Source organism: Bradyrhizobium sp. 187 (genome assembly GCF_023101005.1).
Lineage (GTDB): Bacteria > Pseudomonadota > Alphaproteobacteria > Rhizobiales > Xanthobacteraceae > Bradyrhizobium > Bradyrhizobium canariense_D.
The window spans coordinates 4,909,658-4,930,400 of record NZ_CP064693.1; the positions used below are offsets into that span (position 1 = coordinate 4,909,658).

General features: G+C 63.9%; 22 protein-coding genes. 12 read left to right on the forward strand and 10 right to left on the reverse strand.

Features of this window, described 5'->3' with window-relative positions:
- Positions 1–99: 99 nt before the first annotated feature.
- Entirely contained in the window at positions 100–2,007 is a 1,908-nt protein-coding gene (locus tag IVB19_RS23775) for an acyl-CoA synthetase (protein ID WP_247377874.1), read from the reverse strand.
- Positions 2,008–2,265: 258 nt separating this feature from the next.
- On the opposite strand from IVB19_RS23775, the gene IVB19_RS23780 reads away from it, so the two are divergent.
- Together IVB19_RS23780 and IVB19_RS23785 are read left to right on the forward strand one after the other, a co-directional pair.
- On the forward strand, positions 2,266–3,357 hold the full coding sequence (locus IVB19_RS23780) for a SecDF P1 head subdomain-containing protein (protein WP_247397330.1): 1,092 nt from the start codon (positions 2,266–2,268) through the stop codon (positions 3,355–3,357).
- A 278-nt stretch (positions 3,358–3,635) separates the two neighbouring features.
- Positions 3,636–4,442, forward strand: coding sequence for a Crp/Fnr family transcriptional regulator (locus tag IVB19_RS23785; protein ID WP_018455547.1), 807 nt, complete (start codon positions 3,636–3,638; stop codon positions 4,440–4,442).
- 16 nt (positions 4,443–4,458) lie between these two features.
- Here the strand turns inward: IVB19_RS23785 and IVB19_RS23790 are convergent, their stop codons facing one another.
- Together IVB19_RS23790 and IVB19_RS23795 are read right to left on the reverse strand one after the other, a co-directional pair.
- On the reverse strand, positions 4,459–5,100 hold the full coding sequence (locus IVB19_RS23790; protein ID WP_085396084.1) for a glutathione S-transferase family protein: 642 nt from the start codon (positions 5,098–5,100) through the stop codon (positions 4,459–4,461).
- A 107-nt stretch (positions 5,101–5,207) separates the two neighbouring features.
- Positions 5,208–5,759 carry a cytochrome b gene (locus IVB19_RS23795; protein ID WP_085396082.1) on the reverse strand — a complete coding sequence of 184 codons (552 nt, stop codon included), beginning with the start codon at positions 5,757–5,759 and terminating at the stop codon, positions 5,208–5,210.
- A 173-nt stretch (positions 5,760–5,932) separates the two neighbouring features.
- Between IVB19_RS23795 and murI the strand changes: the two genes are divergently transcribed.
- From murI to IVB19_RS23825, 6 genes are all read left to right on the forward strand, one after another.
- The gene (gene murI, locus IVB19_RS23800) at positions 5,933–6,730 is read left to right on the forward strand and encodes a glutamate racemase (protein ID WP_018455544.1); all 798 of its coding nucleotides are present in this window, start codon (positions 5,933–5,935) and stop codon (positions 6,728–6,730) included.
- A gap of 61 nt (positions 6,731–6,791) precedes the next feature.
- Positions 6,792–7,565, forward strand: coding sequence for an HpcH/HpaI aldolase family protein (locus IVB19_RS23805; RefSeq protein ID WP_247819894.1), 774 nt, complete (start codon positions 6,792–6,794; stop codon positions 7,563–7,565).
- Between the two features lie 62 nt (positions 7,566–7,627).
- Positions 7,628–8,011, forward strand: a complete 384-nt coding sequence (locus IVB19_RS23810; RefSeq protein ID WP_027518835.1) for a cupin domain-containing protein — start codon at positions 7,628–7,630, stop codon at positions 8,009–8,011.
- A gap of 106 nt (positions 8,012–8,117) precedes the next feature.
- Entirely contained in the window at positions 8,118–8,885 is a 768-nt protein-coding gene (locus IVB19_RS23815; protein WP_018455541.1) for an acyltransferase, read from the forward strand.
- 196 nt (positions 8,886–9,081) lie between these two features.
- Complete coding sequence (gene rpsD, locus IVB19_RS23820) at positions 9,082–9,699, forward strand: 30S ribosomal protein S4 (RefSeq protein WP_007602315.1); 618 nt, start codon at positions 9,082–9,084, stop codon at positions 9,697–9,699.
- Between the two features lie 90 nt (positions 9,700–9,789).
- A complete protein-coding gene (locus tag IVB19_RS23825) occupies positions 9,790–10,857 on the forward strand; it encodes a threonine aldolase family protein (RefSeq protein ID WP_247337337.1) in 1,068 nt (355 codons plus the stop codon).
- On the opposite strand, the gene IVB19_RS23830 is transcribed toward IVB19_RS23825, so the two are convergent.
- The 4 genes from IVB19_RS23830 to grxD are packed head-to-tail and all read right to left on the reverse strand — an operon-like array spanning position 10,858 to position 14,336.
- Positions 10,858–12,120, reverse strand: a complete 1,263-nt coding sequence (locus IVB19_RS23830; protein ID WP_247377882.1) for a serine hydrolase domain-containing protein — start codon at positions 12,118–12,120, stop codon at positions 10,858–10,860.
- A 1-nt stretch (position 12,121) separates the two neighbouring features.
- Positions 12,122–13,408, reverse strand: coding sequence for a serine hydrolase domain-containing protein (locus IVB19_RS23835; RefSeq protein ID WP_247377884.1), 1,287 nt, complete (start codon positions 13,406–13,408; stop codon positions 12,122–12,124).
- Positions 13,409–13,454: 46 nt separating this feature from the next.
- Positions 13,455–14,006: an O-acetyl-ADP-ribose deacetylase gene (locus tag IVB19_RS23840; RefSeq protein ID WP_247377889.1), complete on the reverse strand. Its 552-nt coding sequence runs from the start codon at positions 14,004–14,006 to the stop codon at positions 13,455–13,457.
- A 3-nt stretch (positions 14,007–14,009) separates the two neighbouring features.
- Positions 14,010–14,336: a Grx4 family monothiol glutaredoxin gene (grxD, locus tag IVB19_RS23845; RefSeq protein ID WP_007602294.1), complete on the reverse strand. Its 327-nt coding sequence runs from the start codon at positions 14,334–14,336 to the stop codon at positions 14,010–14,012.
- Between the two features lie 240 nt (positions 14,337–14,576).
- On the opposite strand from grxD, the gene egtB reads away from it, so the two are divergent.
- Together egtB and egtD are read left to right on the forward strand one after the other, a co-directional pair.
- Positions 14,577–15,869 carry an ergothioneine biosynthesis protein EgtB gene (gene egtB, locus IVB19_RS23850; protein WP_247377891.1) on the forward strand — a complete coding sequence of 431 codons (1,293 nt, stop codon included), beginning with the start codon at positions 14,577–14,579 and terminating at the stop codon, positions 15,867–15,869.
- A 52-nt stretch (positions 15,870–15,921) separates the two neighbouring features.
- Positions 15,922–16,893: an L-histidine N(alpha)-methyltransferase gene (gene egtD / locus IVB19_RS23855; RefSeq protein WP_247819895.1), complete on the forward strand. Its 972-nt coding sequence runs from the start codon at positions 15,922–15,924 to the stop codon at positions 16,891–16,893.
- Between the two features lie 25 nt (positions 16,894–16,918).
- On the opposite strand, the gene IVB19_RS23860 is transcribed toward egtD, so the two are convergent.
- Positions 16,919–18,112 (reverse strand): low temperature requirement protein A, encoded by a 1,194-nt coding sequence (locus tag IVB19_RS23860; RefSeq protein ID WP_247392698.1) that lies wholly within the window; start codon positions 18,110–18,112, stop codon positions 16,919–16,921.
- 24 nt (positions 18,113–18,136) lie between these two features.
- Complete coding sequence (locus IVB19_RS23865) at positions 18,137–18,373, reverse strand: BolA/IbaG family iron-sulfur metabolism protein (protein ID WP_007602284.1); 237 nt, start codon at positions 18,371–18,373, stop codon at positions 18,137–18,139.
- Between the two features lie 210 nt (positions 18,374–18,583).
- Between IVB19_RS23865 and IVB19_RS23870 the strand changes: the two genes are divergently transcribed.
- Complete coding sequence (locus tag IVB19_RS23870) at positions 18,584–18,943, forward strand: DUF427 domain-containing protein (RefSeq protein WP_027567668.1); 360 nt, start codon at positions 18,584–18,586, stop codon at positions 18,941–18,943.
- A gap of 175 nt (positions 18,944–19,118) precedes the next feature.
- Here IVB19_RS23870 and IVB19_RS23875 read toward each other — a convergent pair whose 3' ends face one another.
- A complete protein-coding gene (locus tag IVB19_RS23875) occupies positions 19,119–19,292 on the reverse strand; it encodes a DUF1328 domain-containing protein (protein ID WP_007602280.1) in 174 nt (57 codons plus the stop codon).
- A gap of 190 nt (positions 19,293–19,482) precedes the next feature.
- On the opposite strand from IVB19_RS23875, the gene IVB19_RS23880 reads away from it, so the two are divergent.
- Complete coding sequence (locus tag IVB19_RS23880; protein WP_247821695.1) at positions 19,483–20,661, forward strand: acyltransferase family protein; 1,179 nt, start codon at positions 19,483–19,485, stop codon at positions 20,659–20,661.
- The last annotated feature ends 82 nt before the right edge of the window (positions 20,662–20,743 follow it).

Sequence of the window (20,743 nt, forward strand, 5' to 3'; positions counted from 1 at the left end):
TGATATGTGTCACATAAGAGGCTCTACCGGCGTTATGGATAATGCGGCGAAGCGTCGCCCCGCTTTCGGGCCGACGGTCGAAGCCGTCTGTTGGGTCCGCTACATTTGCACCACCTCATGGCGCATCACGAACGGTGCAAGCAGTGCGTGCACCTCGCTCGCAACCGCCTCGCGCTGATCCGCCGGCAGGCCCGCCAGCGTCACAGTCGCGATCGAACCGTGGCTGCCGTGAGCACCGACCCTGACCTTGCAGTCGATGCCGCGCTCAGTGAGCGGTGTCAGCACCTTCGTGAACACGCGCTGGGCTGCGTCCCAGCGCAGCTGCGGCTTGAACACCTTGCCGACGCCCGTCACCGGCATCGGATCGATCGGGATGACCTGCACCGGGACAGCTGCGCGCTCCGGCGTACGCTCGCGCACCCATGTCTCCAACTCGCCCGGCTCGACGGTCGCGCCCGGCTTCAGCTGCACGTAACCGACCGGCAGCTCGCCGGCATAGGCGTCGGGTTGGCCGACCACGGCGGCAAAGCCGACGGCGGCATGCCGGAACATGATCTCCTCGATCGGCGCCGGATCGATGTTGTGGCCCCCGCGGATCACGAGATCCTTGGCGCGGCCGGTGATCCAGAGATAGCCGTCGGCATCGAGCCGGCCAAGATCGCCGGAATTGACCCAGACCTCGTCGACGAAGGCACCCTTGTTGTGCTCGTCGTTGAGATAGCCGCCGAACACGCCTGGGCCAGCCATGATGACGACGCCAATCTCGTCCGGCGCGCAGTCGCGGATCAGCTTGCCCTCGGCATCGAGCTGGACGATGCGGACCCGCGCGTAAGGCATGGGAAGGCCGACCGAACCGAGCCGGATCGGCCGCGACCGATAGGCCAGCGTGTGCACGCTCGAGGTCTCGGTCATGCCGTAGACCTCGACGACCGGCAGCTTGAGCTTGTCCTGGATCGCAGACCCCACCGCGACCGGGATCGCGGAGCCGCCACCGGCTGCATATTTCAGGCTGGAGATGTCTGCATTGCCAGGCGGTACCGCGAGCGTCGCGGCGAGTACCGTCGGCACGCTCGACAGCGCCTCCGGCTTGAAGCGCTCGACCAGTTGCCAGATGTTCTTCACCGCATTCGGGTTGCGCCATCCGCTCGGCGACAGCACGACCAGCGAACCGCCAGCCGACAGCGTCGTCAGCACCTGCGTCAAGGAGCCCCCGACGTGAAACAGCGGCATGCCGAACAGCATGTTGGCGCCCGGCTTCGACTTCAGCAGCAGATTGAGCGCCCAGGCCTGATAGACTTGGTTGGCATGCGTGTGCCGCACCAGCTTTGGCGTGCCGGTGGTGCCGCCGGTGTGGAAATAGGCGGCGATGTTGCTGCCGAGAATGTTGCGTCCGCTGATAAGGCGGTCCGAAGGCTGCGGCTTGATGAGGTCGTTGAAGGCAAAGATTCCTCTCGCCGGATCGCCAGCACCGAACACCTGCACGATCGCCTTGAGCTGCTTGAGTTGCGGCCTGATCTGCTCGACTTTCTGCCAGATGTCGGTGCCCGGCATCGGCCCGAGCGCCACCAGGATCTTCGTATTCGCGGCCTCGAGGATCTCAGCGATCTGGTGCGGCTCCAGGAGCGGATTGACGGGATTGGCGATGCCGGCGGCCTCCGCGCCGAACAGCGTTACAAAGGCGTCCGGCACCAGCGGCAGCATGAAGCTGACGACGTCGCCCTTCTCCACGCCGAGTGCGTGAAACATGTTGGCCGCTTGCGTGACGCGCGCGATGAAGTCGCGGTACGTGACCACGACCGGCGTGTCGGCGGGATCGGCATTTTGCAGGAACTGGATCGCCGGCCCGTCGGGGTTGCGGACCGCACCCAGCCTGACGGCGTCGTAAGTGCTCTCGGCCGCGACGCGATCGGCGTAAGGGACCTGCTCGAAGGCTCGAACCTCTGCGTCCGTCGCCAGGTCGGGATAGTCGCTGCCGATGAGCCGATCGAGCGCATGGATGCCCGCCATGGAATTCCGTCCTCCCTCAGATGCATTTCCCCGCGCCCTGTCTTTTGACTTTTGGGTTGGCGGGGCCTCGACCGATGGCCGGCCGAGCACGGGCAGAATGATGGATGATTTGGCGTTCGTCCATGACCTAACGGCCGCCGTAATCGGGCTGTGGTGAGAGGCTTTTGAACCTGCGCGCCCGATCCGGGGACCAAGAACTGGCATAGGACTCACATGCCGGCGTCCTCGCCAGCGCCCTGGCGCAAGACTGAGGTGATCATGACTACGCCCCCGCGGGATTGCGCTACCCGGCTGTTCATCGCGCTCGCCGTGACAGCGGGGATCATGACATCGGTGATCGCCCTCCCCCGCGCGGCACTCGCCGAGGACGGCCAGCTCGACAAGATGCGCGCCAAGATCTCGGCCTTCATCGGCGACAAGATGGAGAAGCTCGGCGGGTCACGCATCGTCTACAAGGTGGACACCGATGGCCTGCGCGAGAGCGTAGTCACGGATTTGCGCGACGACGTCTACAAGAACCTGCGCGAGGGCAAGATCGCCTTCTCCGGTCTTGCGATCCGCGACGGCGGCGTTGAGTTGAAGATTGCCGACGTCAAGGGCCGCGAGCAACTCGCGCGCAAGCTCGCGTCGGCCGCGGAAGGATTGCCGTCGCATGCACTCGCCGTGACCGACGGCAACGGACTGGTCAGGCTCGTGCCGACCAATGCGGCATCCGCCGCGCGGTTGCACGAACTCGTCGAAGATGCCATCGCCATGATCGAGCAGCGTCTGAAGGAGGCCGGCGTCCAGCTGGCCAGCGTCCAGCCCGATGGGACCGACCGCATCCGCATCTTCCTGCCCGGTGTGATGGAGCCCGAGCGCGTCACCGCGGTCTTCGCCCGCAGGGTCAAGGTCGGCTTCCGCCTGATCGACCTCTCGGTGCCGCCGGAGCAGGCGCAATCCGGCACGCCACCGGCAGGCACGGAAGTCCTGCCCGGCTTCAAGGACAAGAGCCTTTATCTGGTCGCCAAGGACAGCGTGCTCGACGGCGACGACATCAGCTATGCGGGCCCGGGGTTTGCGAGCGCCACGAAAGAGCCGATCGCCTCGTTCCGCTTCAACGGCCGCGGCACGCGGCGCTTTGCCCACATCACCGAAGAGAATATCGCAAAGCCCTTCGCCATCGTGCTCGACGGCAAGGTGATCTCCGCCCCCATCATCCGCGAGCCCATCACCGGCGGCTCGGGCCAGATCTCCGGCAATTTCACGCTGGAGGAAGCAAACAGCGTCGCCATGCTGCTGCGCGCTGGTTCACTGCCGGGGCACCTCGGCTTGGTCGAGCAGGAGGTCGTGCCGCCCGCCAAGCCCTAAGGCGGGGGGATCGCCCCACGCCCACGCCTGGTCCCCCTCGCCCGGTCGGCCGCCGAGGTCGACCACGCCGAGGCTCGTACCCACTGGCCCCCGAATCGCGGGCGCGCCACGGCCATATGCACCGCCAAACAGGCAATTGCCGAAACGCCCGATCAGGCTAAAATTTGCCTCTTGCGGCACGGCGGCCCAAAACTTCATTCAAGCGGTCGTCGTTCGATTTCGGCTATAGGTGTCGAGAATACCGACCGGGACTGAAGGCCTTACGCGGGGATAGTACCATGCCGTCCGGCAGCACAGACATTTCGTCGATCCTCGACCGCATTCTCGAGGCGGCGACGGATAACCTCAGGATCGCGAAGATCCTGGTCCAGATGGGCCTCGATCCAAACAACGTCACCTATGACTCGATCTTCAATCGGATGCTGGAGATCTTCGTCCAGAACATCACGTTGGCCAATATGTTCGCCGCGGTCGGCGCCGGCTTCTTCGTCGCCACCCTCCTGATGCGAACGATGGTGCCGCTGCGCGTCGCCAACATGGTCGGCTGCGCGTTCTTCGCCGTCTTCGGCGCGCTCTCCGCCAACGTGTCGACCTTCCTGCTCTATCTCCTGCTGCTACCGATCAACGCCTTGCGCCTGCGGCAGATGCTCAAGCTCGTCAAGAAGGCGCGCCATGCAGCCGAAGGCGACATGTCGATCGAATGGCTCAAGCCGTTCATGACCGAACGCAAATATCGTCGCGGCGATACGCTGTTCAAGCTGCGCGATCCGGCTAACGAGATGTTCCTCACCGTCACCGGCAAGTTCCTGGTCAAGGAGATCAACATCGAGATCCTGCCCGGAACGCTCATGGGCGAACTCGGCTTCCTCACGCCGGACAACCGGCGCACCGGAACGGTCGAATGCATCGAGGACGGCCAGGTGCTGACGATCACCTACGACCGGCTGCTCGAGATCTACTTCCAGGACCCGCAGTTCGGCTATTACTTCCTGGTGCTGACCAGCCAGCGGCTGCTGCAAAACATCGAGCGCCTGCAGAAGCAGCTGGCAACAGAGAGGGCCGCCACCACGAACAGGATCGCGTGAGCGATCGCCTCGCCGATCAGTCCAAGAGCAGCGCCATGCCCGGGTCGCCCTTCTCCATCGCACGCCGATAGCCCGCCCGCGCACTGATGCGGCCGAGATATTTGACCACGTTCGGAGAGCGCTGGAGGTCATAGGGCTGGAAGTAGCGCATCGTGGTCAGCGAGAAAACTGTCATGATGTCGGCGGTCGTGAAGGCGCTGCCCGCAAGATATTCGGCCTCGCGAAGCCTTGCGTCGAGAAGATCGTAGGCCTGATCGAGACGCCCCTTCATCGCGAGCAGGGTCGGATTGTCCTTGGCGAGATCGAGCCGGTTCAGGATCATCATCCGTCCCATACCGGGTTGCAGGCTGCCATTGGCGAAATGAACCCAATACAGAAACTGCGCGAAGGCGGGATCAGTGGGACCGAGCACGAGTCGGCCGTTGCCATATTTTGCAACGATGTAGTCGACGACGGCGCCGGATTCCGCGAGCACCAACTCGCCGTCGGTGATCACCGGCGCCGTGCCGGCCGGATGCAGCGCCTTGTACTCGGCCGGAGCCAGCATGGTGACGGGATCGTGCGCATAGCGCTTCAACTCGTAGGGAATCCCCAGCTCCTCGCACAGCCAGACGATACGCTCGGACTGCGACTTGCCGAGATGATGGACGGTGAGCATGAGGCCTCCTGCGATCGCAATTGGATAGTTCGTGACCCCACACCTTACTCCGTCATTGCGAGCGCCGCGAAGCAATCGCGGGCGCGATGCTTCCTCCCATGTCCGCCCTACCCCGCCTCGTCCGTCACCATCCGCGCCACGATGCGGTCGCGGCGGATGAAATGGTGCCACAGGGCGGCGATCACGTGAATCGCGATCAAGGCGAGCAGCACATAGGCAAAGAGGATGTGGCGGTCTTCATAGACGCCAGCCGCCGCGCGGTCGGGAGCCGTGAATTGCGGCACGTGAAACAGGCCGAAGAAGTCCGAATAATCAGGGGCGTGCGCACCGGAATGCGCCCAGCCGAGCAGGGTGACGACGATGACGGCGAGGTAGAGCGCGCCGTGGCTGACATGGGCCGCGACCTTCTGCCAGCGCGAGGTCCCCGCCGGCATGGCGGGCGCCGGGTCGACGAGACGCCAGACCAGGCGAAACACCGTGAGCAGCAGGATCACATATCCGATATCGGCGTGGATCGAGCGGTAGAAGAAGCGGTCGGGACGCGCCGGGATATGGTTCATCCACCACCCGAAGCCGATCATGCCGATGATGGTCAGCGCCAGACTCCAGTGCAGCCATCGGGAAATGCTGCCCCAGCCGTAACTGGTATTTCTGATCATGTCGGTGCTCCGGAGTTTTGCGGGCCTGTCCCTGTCCGCACCGCAGTACGGCAGCTGATACCGGGAACATGTGGCCGTCGCGAAATTGAATCGTTCCAAAATAGCCCTAAGTGCCCCTGCCGCAAAACCGCCCCAAAAACCGAATGGTAACCATGGCGGGCTAGAGTGTTCACGTGACCAATTCCCCGACGATTCTGGTGTTCGATTCCGGCCTTGGCGGCCTCACGGTCCTGCGTGAGGTCGTGGCTGCGCGCTCCGACGCGCATTACGTCTACGTCGCGGACGACGCCTTCTTCCCGTATGGCCACCACAGCGAGGACGAGATCATCGCCCGCGTGGTGCCGCTGATGGGGGAATTGATCGGCATGCACGATCCTGACCTCGTCGTGATCGCCTGCAACACGGCGTCCACGCTGGTCCTATCGCATCTGCGCGCCGCTTATTCCCTGCCCTTCGTCGGCACGGTGCCGGCGATCAAGCCGGCCTGCGCGCAATCGAGGAGCCGGCGCGTGTCGGTGCTCGGCACCAGGGGCACCGTGAAGCGCGAATACACCAAGGCGCTGATCCGCGATTTCGCACAGGGTTGCGAGGTGACACTGGTCGGCTCGCCCGAGCTGGCCGCGCTGGCTGAGGCAGAGCTCAGCGGCTCTCCCGTCAGCGACGACGCCATCCTCGCCGAGCTCGCCCCGTGTTTCGTGGGCGATGCCGGGGACGCAGGCGCACGCACCGACACCGTGGTGCTCGCCTGCACGCATTACCCGCTGCTGCTCGACCGGCTGAAAAAGCTCGCCCCCTGGCCGGTCGACTGGATTGATCCGGCGCCCGCGATCGCCCGCCGCGTCTCGGATCTGCTCGGCCCGCACACCGGTGGCATCGCGCAATCCAGCGCCGAAATGATCTTCACCTCGAACCGCGTGCATGGCCTTTCGGCCATGCTGACGCCGTTCTTCGGCGGCCGCATTCCAGCCTGATCTTGCGCCTCGACGCCCCGCTGCTAGGGTCCGCCGTCGTCGTTTCCTACAGGTTCTTCCCATGTCCGTCCCGACCACGCCGCTCAACCGTCTTCGCCAGCTCTGGCGCGAGGGTCGTCCTGCCTTCGGCGCGATCGCGACGATCCCGAGCGTGCAGACCGTGCAGATCATGGCGCGCTCTCTCAACTGGATCATCGTCGATCTCGAGCACGGGCCGATTGGACTGACCGAAGCACATGCGATGATCGCGGCCACCACCGGCACCCCATGCACGCCGCTGGTGCGCATCGCGGCGAACGAGCCATGGCTTGCGAAGGCACCGATGGACATCGGCGCCTTCGGCATCAATTTCCCGATGATCACCAATAGCGCGGAGGCCGAGAAAGCGGTGCGCAGCGTGCGCTATCCTCCACGCGGCGATCGGCTCTGGGGTCCGTTCCATGCGCCATTCCGCTGGGGCCAGTCGATGCCGGACTACATGGCCAGCGCCAACGACGAGATGATCTGCATGATCACGATCGAGCACGTCGACGCCGTCAACCGCATCGACGAGATCATGGCCACGCCCGGCATCGATGTAGCTGTGATCGGCCCCGGCGATCTCGCCACCTCCATCAACAAGCGCGGCCAGATGGACGATCCGGAATTGCTGGAGCTGGTGGCGCGGGCCGAGGCCGGCATCCTCAGAAGCGGTGTGCCAATCGGCGGTGTGGCCCGTACCGCGGACCAGGCCAACGCCCTGGTCGACCGCGGCTACCGCGCGATCGCGCTCGGCTTCGACTGGTCGCTATTCCAGCGCGGCATCATGGCAGCGTTCGAGGGGATCAAGCGCTAGCCATTGAGTCTTGCCGGGAACCGCGGCGCTGCTAGGGTCGGCCGTTCCAGGGAGGAAAAACCATGCTCAAAAAGACTTTGCTCGCTCTCGCCTTCACCGGCCTCGCTGTTGCGGCCTTCGCCCAGCAGCCCGGCATCAAGCGCACCCCGCTCCAGAAGGTCGAGTTTCCCGATGGCTACAACACCATCACGGCCATCGCGGAGGTTCCGGCGGGCGGCGCGGCCGGACGTCATACCCACCCGGGCATCGAGACCGGCTACGTGCTCGAAGGCGAACTGAATCTCCTCATCGACGGGCAGCCGGAAAAGACGCTGAAAGCCGGCGATTCCTACCAGATCCCGGCGGGCGTCGTGCATGACGCCAAAGCCCACGGCGATAAGGCTATGAAAGTGCTTGGAGTTTACGTCGTCGACAAGACCAAGCCGCTGGCCTCGCCGGCGCCCTGATGCGGCGAACCGACCGGCCCCCATGCGGGCTGGTTCGTGCTAGAGCAGGCGGCGAGCGGGAACCCCGCTCGCTGCACAAACTTTAATCAGGGGAAACCAAAGAGCGATGCGCGGGACGCCCAAGACCATTTCGCTGCCGCGTCGCCTGATTATCGACCTCATGCACGCCTCGATGGGCGTGCCCTTCGTGTCCCTGTCCCGTTCGCTCGATATTGGCCCTCTGCTGGAGGCCCGCGCGGGCGCGATGGCGCCAGCCGGCTGGGCGGCCATGTTCGTCAAGGCTTTTGCCCTCGTCGCCAGGGACGAGCCGGTCCTGCGTACCGTCTATGCCAAATGGCCCTGGCCGTCGCTTTACGAGCTGCCGAAGAGCGTAGCGTCGGTGGCCATTGCCCGGGTCGAGGGCGGCGAGGAATGCGTGATCCCGCAGCGAATCGCGGCTCCCGAGGCCATGACGCTGACTGCGGTCGACGCCGAGATCCGGCACGCAAAGACCGCCCCGATCGACGAAATTCCCATGTTTCGCAAGATCATGCGGGCGACCCGCCTGCCGCTGCCGTTGCGGCGGCTGTCTTGGGCGATCGGGCTGAATTTCGGCCGGCAGCGCGGCAACTGGTTCGGCAGCTTCGCGGTGAGCTCGGTGGCCGCCTATGGCGGTGGCGAGCTTCACCCGATCACGCCCGGCCCCTTCATCGTCAGCTATGGGGTGGTCGGGCCTGACCAGACCATCCATGTCGTGATCCGCTGGGATCATCGGGTCACCGACGCCGCCCCGATCGCCCGCGTCCTGACCCGGCTGGAACAGGTCCTGAACACTGAAATCGCTGCCGAATTGCGTGCGGCCGGGTCGAAGTCGATCCGGGCAGTCGGAACGTGATTCCGGGCCATTCGCATTGACAGCGAGCCCCAAATCCCCCTAAAAGCCGCTTGCTCGCGGGCCGATTTCGGCCCGCGAAGCGTTTCGCGACCCGTGGTCCTGTCCCTTAAGCTTTGGGATCGGACCTGTCAGTGCCGGGCTAGCCCGTCACACAGGAGGGCGCGTTTCCTCAAACCAAGTACCTGAAGAGGACGCGATGACTAAGCGCAGTGAGGCGAAGTACAAACTCGATCGCCGTATGGGCCAGAACATCTGGGGCCGCCCGAAGAGCCCCGTGAACCGCCGCGAATACGGCCCCGGCCAGCACGGCCAACGCCGCAAGGGCAAGCTCTCCGACTTCGGCGTGCAGCTCCGCGCCAAGCAGAAGCTGAAGGGCTATTACGCCAACATCTCCGAGCGTCAGTTCCACAGCATCTATGTCGAGGCCAGCCGCCTCAAGGGTGACACCGGCGAGAACCTGATCGGCTTGCTCGAGCGCCGTCTCGACGCGGTTGTGTACCGCGCCAAGTTCGTCTCGACGATCTTCGCCGCGCGCCAGTTCATCAACCACGGCCACGTCAAGGTGAACGGCCGCAAGGTCAACATCTCGAGCTATCTGGTCAAGCTCGGCGATGTGATCGAGGTCAAGGAATCATCCAAGCAGCTTGCCCACGTCCTCGAAGCCAGCCAGCTCTCCGAGCGTGACACCCCCGACTATCTCGAAGTCGACCATGGCAAGATGACTGCGAAATACATTCGCATCCCGCACCTCTCCGACGTGCCGTTCCCGGTGCAGATGGAGCCGCATCTGGTCGTCGAATTCTATTCGCGCTAAGATCTGAATATCGAAAGGCCCCGGTTCGCCGGGGCCTTTTTTGCTTAAAGAGCCACACTTCAGCGGCCGTTTACCTTCAGGAGGCGTCGCATGCTCTATACCCCTCCCCCGATCGATCCCAAGGCGCCGCCGGTGCGCATCAATCTGCTCTCGGACACGCAGACAAAGCCGACACCTGCGATGCGCGAGGCGATGGCGCGGGCGGAGGTCGGCGACGAGCAGGTCGGCGACGATCCGACCGTGAACGCCCTGTGCGAGCGCGTGGCCGAGCTGCTCGGCAAGGAAGCCGCGGTGTACATGCCGTCAGGCACGATGTGCAACGTCACCGCGACGCTGGTGCATTGCCGCCCCGGCGACGAGATCCTCGCCCATGAGAGCGCCCACATCATCGCGCGCGAAGGCGGCGCGCATGCCGCGATCGGCGGCTTTCAGGTCACGCAGCTGAAGGGACCCGACGGCCAGTTCACGCCGGAGACCTTTCGCAGAGCGCTGCATCCGCGTACCCGCTACCAGCCGCCGCAGACGGTGGTCAGCGTCGAGCAGACCGCCAATATCGGCGGCGGTACGGTCTGGAAGAAGGCCGCGCTCGACGAGATCGTCGCGATCGCGAAACAACATGGCCTCGTCACCCACATGGACGGCGCGCGCCTGCTCAATGCCACAGTTGCGAGCGGCATCTCTCCGCGCGACATGACCGCGGGGTGGGATTCGGCCTGGATCGACTTTTCGAAGGGCTTGGGCGCGCCGATCGGAGGCGTGCTCGCGGGCTCGCGCGCCTTCATCGATGCGGTCTGGCAGTGGAAGCAGCGCCTCGGCGGCTCGATGCGACAGGCCGGAATCTGCGCGGCGGCTTGCATCTACGCGCTCGACCATCATGTCGATCGGCTCGCCGACGATCACGCCAACGCGCGCGCGCTCGCCCGCGGACTGTCGCAGATCGCAGGCATCGAGGTGCAGGAGCCCGAAACCAACTTGGTGTTCTTCAAGCCCGATGGTACCGGCATTCCCGGCGACAAGATGGTCGCGGCGCTGCGCCAGCGCGGCGTGACGCTTGCGATGATGGATGGCCGCATCCGCGCCTGCACGCATCTCGACGTCAATGCGAGCCAGGTCGAGGAGACGATCGGATATATCCGCGAGATCGTGCGCGGAGCGTAATCACCGCCCCATCGCCTGGTAGATCAGCGTCTTCAGCGCCAGTTGAATCCGGCCGCGCTGCGTCGGGGTCTGCACCATGAAGATCCCGAACAGATCGTCCTCGGGATCGATGAAGAAGAACGTGCCGCCGACGCCGTCCCAGCGATATTCGCCAAGCGGCCACGTTGTTCCAGGAGGCACCGACGTGCGCACGGCGAAGCCGAGGCCGAAGCCGGAAGACCCGCCCGGATAATAGTTCTGGTCGCGCGCGATCTTTGTCTCGGGGCCGATGTGATCCGACGCCATCAGCGCAATGGTCTCGGGCTTGAGATAGCGTCGGCCGTCATAGGTGCCGCCATTCAGCAGCATCTGGGCGAAGCGGGCGTAGTCGCCGATCGTACCGACCATGCCGCCGCCGCCCGATTCCCAGGTCGCAGGCCGCCTGATGTCGCGGACCTGCGTCGTCGGATTGATGTTGCGATCCTCCGGCATCGGCTCGGCGATGCGCGGGAATTTGGCGGGATCGGCGACGAAGAAAGCCGTCTCGGTCATGCCCAGCGGATCGAGCAGCCACTCCTTCTCGAACTGCAGCAGCGTCTTTCCCGCAACGATTTCGACGACGCGGCCGAGCACGTCGGTGGAATAGCCGTAATCCCACACCGTGCCGGGCTGCTCGACAAGCGGCAGCGTGGCGATCTTGGCGGCGAATTCGGCGTTGGTCAGATCGCTGTTGAAGAGATTGGCGTTCGCATAGAGCTCGCGCACCATGCCGCCGCCGTAATAGCCGTAAGGCAGCCCCGAGGTGTGGCGCAGCAGATCCTTGATCGTGATGGGTCGCTCCAGCGGCTCCAGCACCAGGGCGACTTTGCCGTCCTCGGCCTTCTTCTCGATGCCGACCTTCATGCCGGCGAAGGCCGGAATGTATTTCGAGACGGGATCGTCGAGCGACAGCTTGCCCTCCTCGACCAGCATCATCGCCATGACTGAGGTAACCGGCTTCGACATCGAGTAGAGGCGGAAGATCGTGTCCGCGCTCATCGAGAGTTCGGTCGCGACGTCGCGGACGCCGAAATTCTGATAATAGACCGGCTTGCCGTGCTGCTGAAGCAGCAGGATGGCTCCGGGGATCTTGCCGGTGGCCACCTCGTTGCGGATGTAGTCGGAAACCTTCGCCAGCCCCGCGGGCGAGAGCGTGTGGACCGCAGGTCTCTCGGAACCTGCCTTCGCAACGATGCCGCCGGCGAGAAGGACGAGCGCCGCGATCAATGCGCGGCGCCCGAACATGTCAATTCTCCATCGCTTCATAAACCAGCTGCTTCAATGTTCGCTGCACGCGCTGGCGCTCGGTCGGGGTCTGCTCCAGCAGCACGAAGAACATGTCCTGCTTGGGGTCGACCACGAAATAGCAGCCGGAGGCGCCATCCCATTTCAATTCGCCGAGATCGCCGGGCGGCGGCGGTTTTGCGTTGCCGGGGTCGGTGCGCACCGCAAGTCCGAGACCGAAACCAAAACCGTCGCCGGGGAAATAAAAATAATCGCGATCGACGCCCGACTTGGGGCCGATCTGGTCAGTCACCATCAGCTTGAACGTCTCGGGCTTGAGAATCGTCTTGCCGTCGAGATTGCCGCCCTGGAGCAGCATCTGCGTAAAGCGCTCATAATCGGCCATGGTCGTGACCATACCGCCGCTGGCGAACTGGATCTTCTTGACGACCGTCGGATCGTTGATCCGCCCGACCCGGAAATCGCTGTCGTTCGGGACCGGCTGCGCCAGCAGCTTCTGCTTCTCGGGATCGGTGACGAAGAAGCCGGTGTCGACCATGCCGAGCGGGTCGAGCAGCTTCTCCCGTTCGATCTCGATGAGCGGCTTGCCGGCCGCGACTTCCATGACCCGCGCCAGGATGTCGGTGGAATGGCCGTATTGCCACAGCGCGCCCGGCTGGTTGTGCAGCGGCAGTTTTGCGATGCGCTCGGCGAACTCCGCGAGGTCGAAATCGCCGGCATAGATGTTGGCGTCGCGATAGGCCTTGCGGACCAGGCTGTCGCCATAGAAGCCGTAGGTGACGCCCGAGGTGTGCGTCATCAAATCGTGCACCGTCATCGGCCGGTTGGGCGGCACGAGCTCGAGCGACTTGGTGCCGTCCTCGGCCTTCTTCTCGACGCCGACTTTCACATTGGCGAAGGAGGGAATGTATTTCGAGACGGGATCGTCGAGCTTGATCGTACCTTCCTCGATCAACTTCACTGCAACGACGGAAGTGATCGCCTTGCTCATCGAGAACAGGCGGAAGATCGTCTTGTCGGTGATCGGCGCCTTGCTGACGGCGTCCTGCACGCCGAAGACTTCGTGGTAGACGGGCTTGCCATGTTGCTTGATGAGGACGTTTGCCCCTGCGATCTTGCCGGTCGCGACCTCGTTCTTGAAGAACTCGGTGATCCTCGCGAGCTTGTCCGGATTGAAATGCGCGCCGGCCGGAATCTCGTAGGTGCCCTCCGCCCGCGCGAACGACATCGTACCTAACGATACAAGCGCGGCGCAGACAAGCGCGCGCAGTCCAGACTGTGAAATCATATCCCCTCCCCGGAACATGGCCCGGCGGAGTGTACCGACCACGTCATCAGGCACAAGGGCCGCCGTACCGCGCCAAAGCGTCCGCGTGCAGAGCCGCGCTCCTTTCCGAGAAACAGCAAAATATGACGTCGACGACCAGCGGCGCGGCCGGCAGAGCCTCAATGGTCGCATGGATCGCAATCTTCGCGGCCTGGTCGGCTGGAAAGCCGTAAACCCCGGTCGAAATCGCGGAGAACGCCACGGAGGTCAGCTGATTGGCCCCGCAGAGCTCAAGTGCACGGCGATAACAGGAGCCCAGCGCCTCTGCCTCACCGCGAGTGCCGCCGTGCCAGACCGGACCGACTGCATGGATGACATGACGCGCAGGGAGAAGGTAGCCCTTCGTGATCTTGGCATCGCCGGTCGGGCATCCTCCGAGCTTCCGGCACTCGGCTAGAAGCTCGGGCCCGGCCGCCCGATGGATCGCGCCATCCACGCCGCCCCCACCCAGGAGCGACGTGTTGGCCGCGTTGACGATGGCGTCAACGCTCAGCGTGGTGATGTCAGCAACGATGACCTTGAGCTCCGCGCCGCCGATCCGGCGCGTCAGCTGGGTCACGTATCAGGCCGCGACAGCGACGCCCTTTTCGGAGAAGAGCTGCTGCAATTCACCGGCTTGGAACATCTCGCGGACAATGTCGCAGCCGCCGACGAACTCGCCCTTCACATAGAGCTGCGGAATGGTCGGCCAGTTCGAATAGTCCTTGATGCCGTTGCGCAGTTCGGCGGATTCGAGAACGTTGAGGCCCTTATAGCCGACGCCGATGTGGTCGAGGATCTGGACGACCTGGCCGGAGAACCCGCACTGCGGAAATTGCGGTGTGCCCTTCATGAACAGAACCACGTCGTTCGACTTCACTTCGTTGGCGATGAATTCCTCGATGCTCATATCCGTGTCCTTATGGGGCGGAGCCCACTCCAATTGCTTCGGGCTGGCTCCGCCGATCTAACCCGATACCTGGGTATATATGTAGCCCAAACCGTTGTGCATCCAAAGTAAAATGGCGGCGAGCTGCCTCTTGTGGACCGCTCTCGGCTGCACCGGCCCATTGCATGATGCCACGAATATCATCGTCAGGGAGGACTTTCATACCGTCACGGAGCCCCTATCTAGGACGAACCCGGCGTTTTGGAACCCGTCCACACCAACAACGTTCTCTTGTCCTGTCTGGAGAAAAACGTGACGAAACAAGCCTCCGCTCCGGCCCCCGCTCCGTCACTGTCGGTCGATTTGGGCGGCCTTGCCCAGAGGCTGGAAGACGCGTTTCTCGCCGTTCGCGACGAGACGGAGCGCCGGGCCGCGCCACTGTCGCCGGAGGACCAGCAGATCCAGTCCATGCCGGATGCGAGCCCGACGAAATGGCACAGAGCGCACACCACGTGGTTCTGGGAGCAGTTCGTGCTCGGCGAGCACTGTGCGGGCTACCGGCCCTTTCACCCTGACTTCGCCTTCCTGTTCAATTCCTATTACGTCAGCGCCGGTCCGCGCCATTCCCGCAATCACCGCGGCGACATCACCCGTCCGAGCGCCGATCAGGTCGGCGCTTATCGAAAACATGTCGACGCTGCCGTCGTGAAATTCCTCCGCGACGCCGGCGAGGACAAGCTTCGCGAGATCGCGCCGCTGGTCGAGGTCGGCCTCAATCACGAGCAGCAGCATCAGGAATTGATGTTCACCGACATCCTGCACGCCTTCGCGCAGAACCCGATCCCGCCGGCCTATGATCCGGACTGGCGCTTCCCGGCCGCGACGCCGGCCAGCGAGGATTGGCTGACGCTGAACGAAGGCATCCACACCGTCGGTCACGTCGATGATAGTTTTCATTTCGACAACGAGAAGCCGGCACACCGCGCCCTCGTCGGCCCGGTCAAGCTCGCACGCAATCTCGTCACCAATCGCGAATGGCTCGCCTTCATGCGTGACGGGGGCTACCGGACCGCAACGCTGTGGCTGATGGACGGTTTTGCGGCCGTGAACAACGAGGGCTGGGACTGCCCCGGTCATTGGCGCGAGATCGACGGCCAATGGCATGTGATGACGCCGGCCGGCCTCAAGCCGGTCGATCCCGACGCGCCCGTCTGCCACGTCAGCTATTACGAGGCTGACGCCTTTGCGCGCTGGGCCGGAAAACATCTGCCGACCGAGATGGAATGGGAGGTCGCGGCCCGCTCGGGCCAGCTCAACGATGCCTTCGGCATCGTCTGGCAGTGGACGCGATCGTCCTACTCGCCCTATCCCGGCTATCGCGCGATCGAAGGCGCGCTCGGCGAATACAACGGCAAGTTCATGGTCAACCAGCTGGTGCTGCGCGGCTCTTCGCTTGCAACTCCGGAGGGGCACAGCCGTATCACCTATCGCAACTTCTTCTATCCGCACCACCGCTGGCAATTCACGGGACTGCGGCTCGCCGACTACGAGTAAAATTCTCATCCGACGACAAATGCGCGCCGGACAGCGCGTTCAGGAGAGTATCATGAATGTGCACGCTAGCGCCTTGGCCGAAGCCCATCTTCCCGACGAACAGACCACCGCCTTTGCCCGCGAGGCCATCGAGGACCTGTCGCAGCAGCCTAAAAAGCTGTCGCCGAAATATTTCTACGATGCGGCCGGATCTGAATTGTTCGAGGCCATCACGCGGCTGCCGGAATATTACCCGACGCGCACGGAGCTAGCGATCCTGAAGGAGCGCGGCAGCGAGATCGCGAAAATCATTCCGGAGCACGCGGCCCTCGTCGAATTCGGCGCAGGCGCGACCACAAAGGTCCGCCTGCTGCTCAACCACTGCAAGTTCGCGGCCTATGTGCCCGTCGACATCTCCGGCGACTTCCTGACGGCGCAGGCAAACGGACTGAAGCGGGATTTTCCGTCACTCGGCATCTACCCGGTGGCGGCCGACTTCACCACGCCGTTCGAGCTGCCCAAGGCGGTGGCGACCATGCCCAAGGTCGGGTTCTTCCCAGGCTCGACCATCGGCAATTTCGAGCCGCATGAAGCGCAGGCCTTCCTGAAGAGCGCACGCGCCATTCTGGGCCGCGGCGCGCAGATCATCATCGGCGCCGATCTCGAGAAGGAGGAGCGCCTGCTCCACGAGGCCTATAACGATGCCGCCGGCGTCACCGCGCGCTTCAATCTCAATGTGCTGGTGCGGATCAACCGCGAGCTCGGCGGCAATTTCGACCTTTCCGCCTTCACCCATCGCGCGATCTACAATCGCGAGCGGCACCGCATCGAGATGCACCTGATCAGCAAGAAGAGCCAGACCGTGCGCCTGCTCGGCACCAGCTTTTCGTTCCGCGCGGGCGAGAGCATCCACACCGAGAACAGCTACAAATACAGCATCGAGCGCTTCGCGACGCTGGCGCAAGGCGCGGGTTGGCGGGTGCGCGAGAGCTGGACGGATGCGGCGAAGATGTTCTCGGTGCACGCGCTGGAGGTGGCGGAGTAAGCGCTCCGGCGCCAATGGCGCCGGCTCAATGCTCCCCAGCCTCTTCCACCGTCGATCCCAGCGAGATCGACTCCCATACCGCAACAATGATCATGATCACCGTCGCGGCGACCGACAGCCATAGCGGGGACAGTTCGGCGGCGAACCACCACAGCACCACAAGCAGAATGATGCCGATGCCGTGCGACAGCTGGAGGAAGCCGCGGATCGCGTGCTTGAACAGGATGGTACCGACCAGGAACAGCAAGGGACCGCCGATCGTGCTGACGACGGTCCTGATATCGGAATGGCCGACCGGATGCTTCAGCACCAGCTCATCGGAGACCGCGGTCAGGATGATGCCGGCGACGATCGGCATGTGCAGATAGGTATAGGCGAGCCGCGCCAAGCGGCCGGATTCGGCGGATCTCGAGATGCGCTCGGCGCCGGCCTCGGCGCCCTTGTGGAAATAGACCCACCACATCGCGATGCTGCCGACCAGCGCGGAGACGAAGGCCAGAATGTTGTTCGCGGTCCAGTCAAGCTCGGCGAACGTCGCGCCGTTGACGACGACGGCCTCGCCAAGCGCGATGATGACGAACAGCGAGCAGCGCTCGGCCATGTGGCCGCCCTCGACCGCCCAGGCCTCGACCGACGAGAAGCCCAGTTTCGGGACCCAGAAGCGCACCGCCGGCGAGACATATTCGATCGTCAGCGCCACGATCCAGAACCATAGCCGCGCCTCGTCATGGGCGAGGCCGCCCGCGATCCACAACACTGCGGAGACCGAGAGCCAGGTCAGGATGCGGATCGCATTGTGCCGGACCGCAGTTCGATGCCGCGGCGTTGCAAACATCCAGAAGGCGGTGCGCCCGACCTGCATCGTCGCGTAGGCGATCGCAAACCACAGACCCCGCCCCTCGAAGGCGGTCGGGATCGTCGTCGACAGCACGAGGCCGCCCAGCATCATCAGGAAGATCAGGATGCGGACCGGCGTCAGCTCGGGATCGAGCCAGTTGGTGACCCAGGCGGTGTAGACCCACACCCACCATACCGCGAGAAACAGCACCGCGACGTGCACCGCACCGAGTGGCGTGAAATGGTGCAGCAGTGTGTGCGAGACCTGCGTGATCGCGAAAACGAAGACCAGGTCGAAGAACAGCTCGGCATTAGTGACGCGGCTGTGCTGGTTTGGCAGGATGACGCGAAACATCGCGCCGCGCGGATTGTCCGCAGCCATCGTCATCACCCCGTCACGATCAGATCAAGCGCCCGGCACCCCGGTTTGCAGCGCCAGCGCATGCAGCACGCCGCCCATCTGGCCGCGGAGGGACTGATAGACGATCTGGTGCTGCTGGACGCGGGACTTGCCGCGGAAGGTCTCCGAGATCACGGTCGCGGCATAGTGATCGCCGTCCCCGGCGAGGTCACGGATGGTCACCTCGGCATCGGGGATCGCTGCCTTGATCATCGCCTCGATATCGTGGGCGTCCATTGGCATTCGGGTCGTGCTCCTGTCTCGGCTGCAATCAGTCTTGTCGTCGAATCGCTGCCGGGGTCCGGTTCTACAAAGCCAACCTTCCGGCGCGGCCAAACTTAGCGTGAACGGCCTTCTACGTCACGCCTTCCGGCACTATATCGGTGATCCGATCTGGATAAAGCCACGACAAAGTGCCGCGCGCGGCAGAGTGATCGAAAAAGGCGTGAAATCATGAAGCTTCCAGGGCCCGACCACCCCATCACCATCACCCCAAATCCCCGGCGCGTCCGCGTCACGGCCGGCGATATCGTGATCGCCGAGACCACAAAGGCGCTGACGCTGAAAGAGGCGAAATATCCGGCGGTGCAATATGTGCCGCGACAGGACGCCAACATGGCGCTGCTGGAGCGCACCGACCGCGTCACCCACTGCCCCTACAAGGGGGATGCGAGCTATTACAGCGTCAAGGCGGACGGCAAGACACTGGACAACGCGATCTGGACCTATGAGGCACCCTTTCCCGCGATGACCGAGATTTCGGGCCATCTCGCCTTCTATCCGGACAAGGTGAAGATCGAGGAAGTGGGGTAGCTGCTTCCGTCATGGCCGGGCTCGTCCCGGCCATCCACGTTTTTGGGCAATCGCGGATACAGAACAACGTGGATGCCCGGCACCCGGCTCCGCCGGGCTATAGGTGTTGGGCCGGCGAAACTTCAGCGAAGACGGCAAGCCCGGGCATGACGACTGTGCGCGTGGCAGCGCCCCGCTACGCCCTGAATATCGTCAGCCCCAGGATCAGCAGCACCAGGAAGATCGCGACGAACACGTAGAACAGGAAGCGGGCGATGTCGGCGGAGGCGGCCGAGATGCCGGTGAAGCCGAGCACGCCGGCTACGATCGAGACAAGTAAGAAGATCAGTGCCCATTTCAGGATCGTCATCGCCAGCTCCGAAATTGTACCGCCTGCCGCGGTCCTCAAGCCCTTTTGGCGAACGCTAACTTCGTCGCAGGGAACTGGTTCCTGGCGGTCTCAGGGACCTGCGGGCGTCCCAAACGACCCTTGCTGAATCCGGTTCCCGGCGGCAAAGTCCGGGCGGGACAGAAGCGCGACCGGCGCGGCTACGATGACGATGTCACATTCAGCGACGATCGGGGCAGAGGCGCACGCGGCGCCGAGGGCCAAGGCGCGCAATCTGTCGCTCGATCGCGCCCGCACCTTCCTGACGCTGGTGGTGCTGCTGCACCACGCCGTGATTCCCTACACCTATTTCGGGCACACCGATCCGGCGTCCTGGGCCGGTTTCGACGTGGTCGTGCTGGCCACCGACAGCTTCTTCATGGCGATGTTCTTCTTCCTGTCGGGACTGTTCACCTGGCCCGGTATCGCCCGCAAGGCACCGTCTGTCTTTCTCCGCGACCGCCTGTTGCGGCTCGGGCTGCCGTTCGCGATCGCGGCGTTCACCGTCATCCCGCTCGCCTATTACGCGATCGCGCTGCGGCACGATCCCGGGCTGAGCTTCACGGCGTTCTGGTGGAAGACGATCACGGTTGGCCCGTGGCCGAGCGGCCCGATCTGGTTCGTGTGGGTGCTGCTGGCATTCGACCTGACCGCGAGCCTGCTCTACCGGGTCTCCGCGCATCTGGTCGACCCGGGCAACCGGGTGTCGCTGCGCGGATTCGACCAGCCGGCCGTATTCTGGCTGCTGCTCGTCGTCGTCACGGCAATCGCCTACGTGCCGGCGCTGCTCTATTTCGGCGGCAGCAAATGGTTCGAGCTCGGGCCGTTCTCGGTGCAGGCGAGCCGCATCCTGCTCTACTTCGCCTATTTCTTTATCGGCGTCAGCGTTGGAGCGGCCAACTTCGATCGCGGCATCCTCAGCGCCGGCGGGCAGTTGCCGAAACAGCGCTGGCTGTGGGTGATCGCCACGCTGATCGCCTACTGCCTGATGTGGGGCATGATCTACATCAAGCGCGATATCCTCGGTAATCCCGACCCACAACCGCACTGGTATCAGGCGATCTACGGTACGTTCTTCGTGCTGTTCTCAAGCTCGATCCTGCTCGCGATTCTCGCGTTCTTCCTGCACAAGAAGTCGCCGGGCCCGAACCTGCTCGACCGCATGCAGGCGGATGCCTACGGCATCTTCCTGGTGCACTACCCGATCGCGTTGTGGATCCAGTACGCGTTGTTCGACTACAGCCTGCCGGCGATCGTGAAAGCTACGATCGGCTTCGTGCTTACGGTGATCCTGAGCTGGGGTCTGACGGCGGCCTTACGGAAGATTCCGGGAGCGTCGCACGTGTTGTGAGGCGCGATACCCGTAGCCCGGATGAGCGTAGCGATATCCGGGAAACCTCACGACAAAGACCCGGATATCGCTTCGCTCAACC

Coding starts and splice junctions, on each gene's coding strand:
- IVB19_RS23775 (WP_247377874.1), bottom strand. CDS start 2,007: ATGGCGGGCATCCATGCGCTCGATCGGCTCATCGGCAGCGACTATCCC.
- IVB19_RS23780 (WP_247397330.1), top strand. CDS start 2,266: ATGACTACGCCCCCGCGGGATTGCGCTACCCGGCTGTTCATCGCGCTC.
- IVB19_RS23785 (WP_018455547.1), top strand. CDS start 3,636: ATGCCGTCCGGCAGCACAGACATTTCGTCGATCCTCGACCGCATTCTC.
- IVB19_RS23790 (WP_085396084.1), bottom strand. CDS start 5,100: ATGCTCACCGTCCATCATCTCGGCAAGTCGCAGTCCGAGCGTATCGTC.
- IVB19_RS23795 (WP_085396082.1), bottom strand. CDS start 5,759: ATGATCAGAAATACCAGTTACGGCTGGGGCAGCATTTCCCGATGGCTG.
- IVB19_RS23805 (WP_247819894.1), top strand. CDS start 6,792: ATGTCCGTCCCGACCACGCCGCTCAACCGTCTTCGCCAGCTCTGGCGC.
- IVB19_RS23810 (WP_027518835.1), top strand. CDS start 7,628: ATGCTCAAAAAGACTTTGCTCGCTCTCGCCTTCACCGGCCTCGCTGTT.
- IVB19_RS23815 (WP_018455541.1), top strand. CDS start 8,118: ATGCGCGGGACGCCCAAGACCATTTCGCTGCCGCGTCGCCTGATTATC.
- rpsD (WP_007602315.1), top strand. CDS start 9,082: ATGACTAAGCGCAGTGAGGCGAAGTACAAACTCGATCGCCGTATGGGC.
- IVB19_RS23825 (WP_247337337.1), top strand. CDS start 9,790: ATGCTCTATACCCCTCCCCCGATCGATCCCAAGGCGCCGCCGGTGCGC.
- IVB19_RS23830 (WP_247377882.1), bottom strand. CDS start 12,120: ATGTTCGGGCGCCGCGCATTGATCGCGGCGCTCGTCCTTCTCGCCGGC.
- IVB19_RS23835 (WP_247377884.1), bottom strand. CDS start 13,408: ATGATTTCACAGTCTGGACTGCGCGCGCTTGTCTGCGCCGCGCTTGTA.
- grxD (WP_007602294.1), bottom strand. CDS start 14,336: ATGAGCATCGAGGAATTCATCGCCAACGAAGTGAAGTCGAACGACGTG.
- egtD (WP_247819895.1), top strand. CDS start 15,922: ATGAATGTGCACGCTAGCGCCTTGGCCGAAGCCCATCTTCCCGACGAA.
- IVB19_RS23860 (WP_247392698.1), bottom strand. CDS start 18,112: ATGGCTGCGGACAATCCGCGCGGCGCGATGTTTCGCGTCATCCTGCCA.
- IVB19_RS23865 (WP_007602284.1), bottom strand. CDS start 18,373: ATGCCAATGGACGCCCACGATATCGAGGCGATGATCAAGGCAGCGATC.
- IVB19_RS23870 (WP_027567668.1), top strand. CDS start 18,584: ATGAAGCTTCCAGGGCCCGACCACCCCATCACCATCACCCCAAATCCC.
- IVB19_RS23875 (WP_007602280.1), bottom strand. CDS start 19,292: ATGACGATCCTGAAATGGGCACTGATCTTCTTACTTGTCTCGATCGTA.
- IVB19_RS23880 (WP_247821695.1), top strand. CDS start 19,483: ATGTCACATTCAGCGACGATCGGGGCAGAGGCGCACGCGGCGCCGAGG.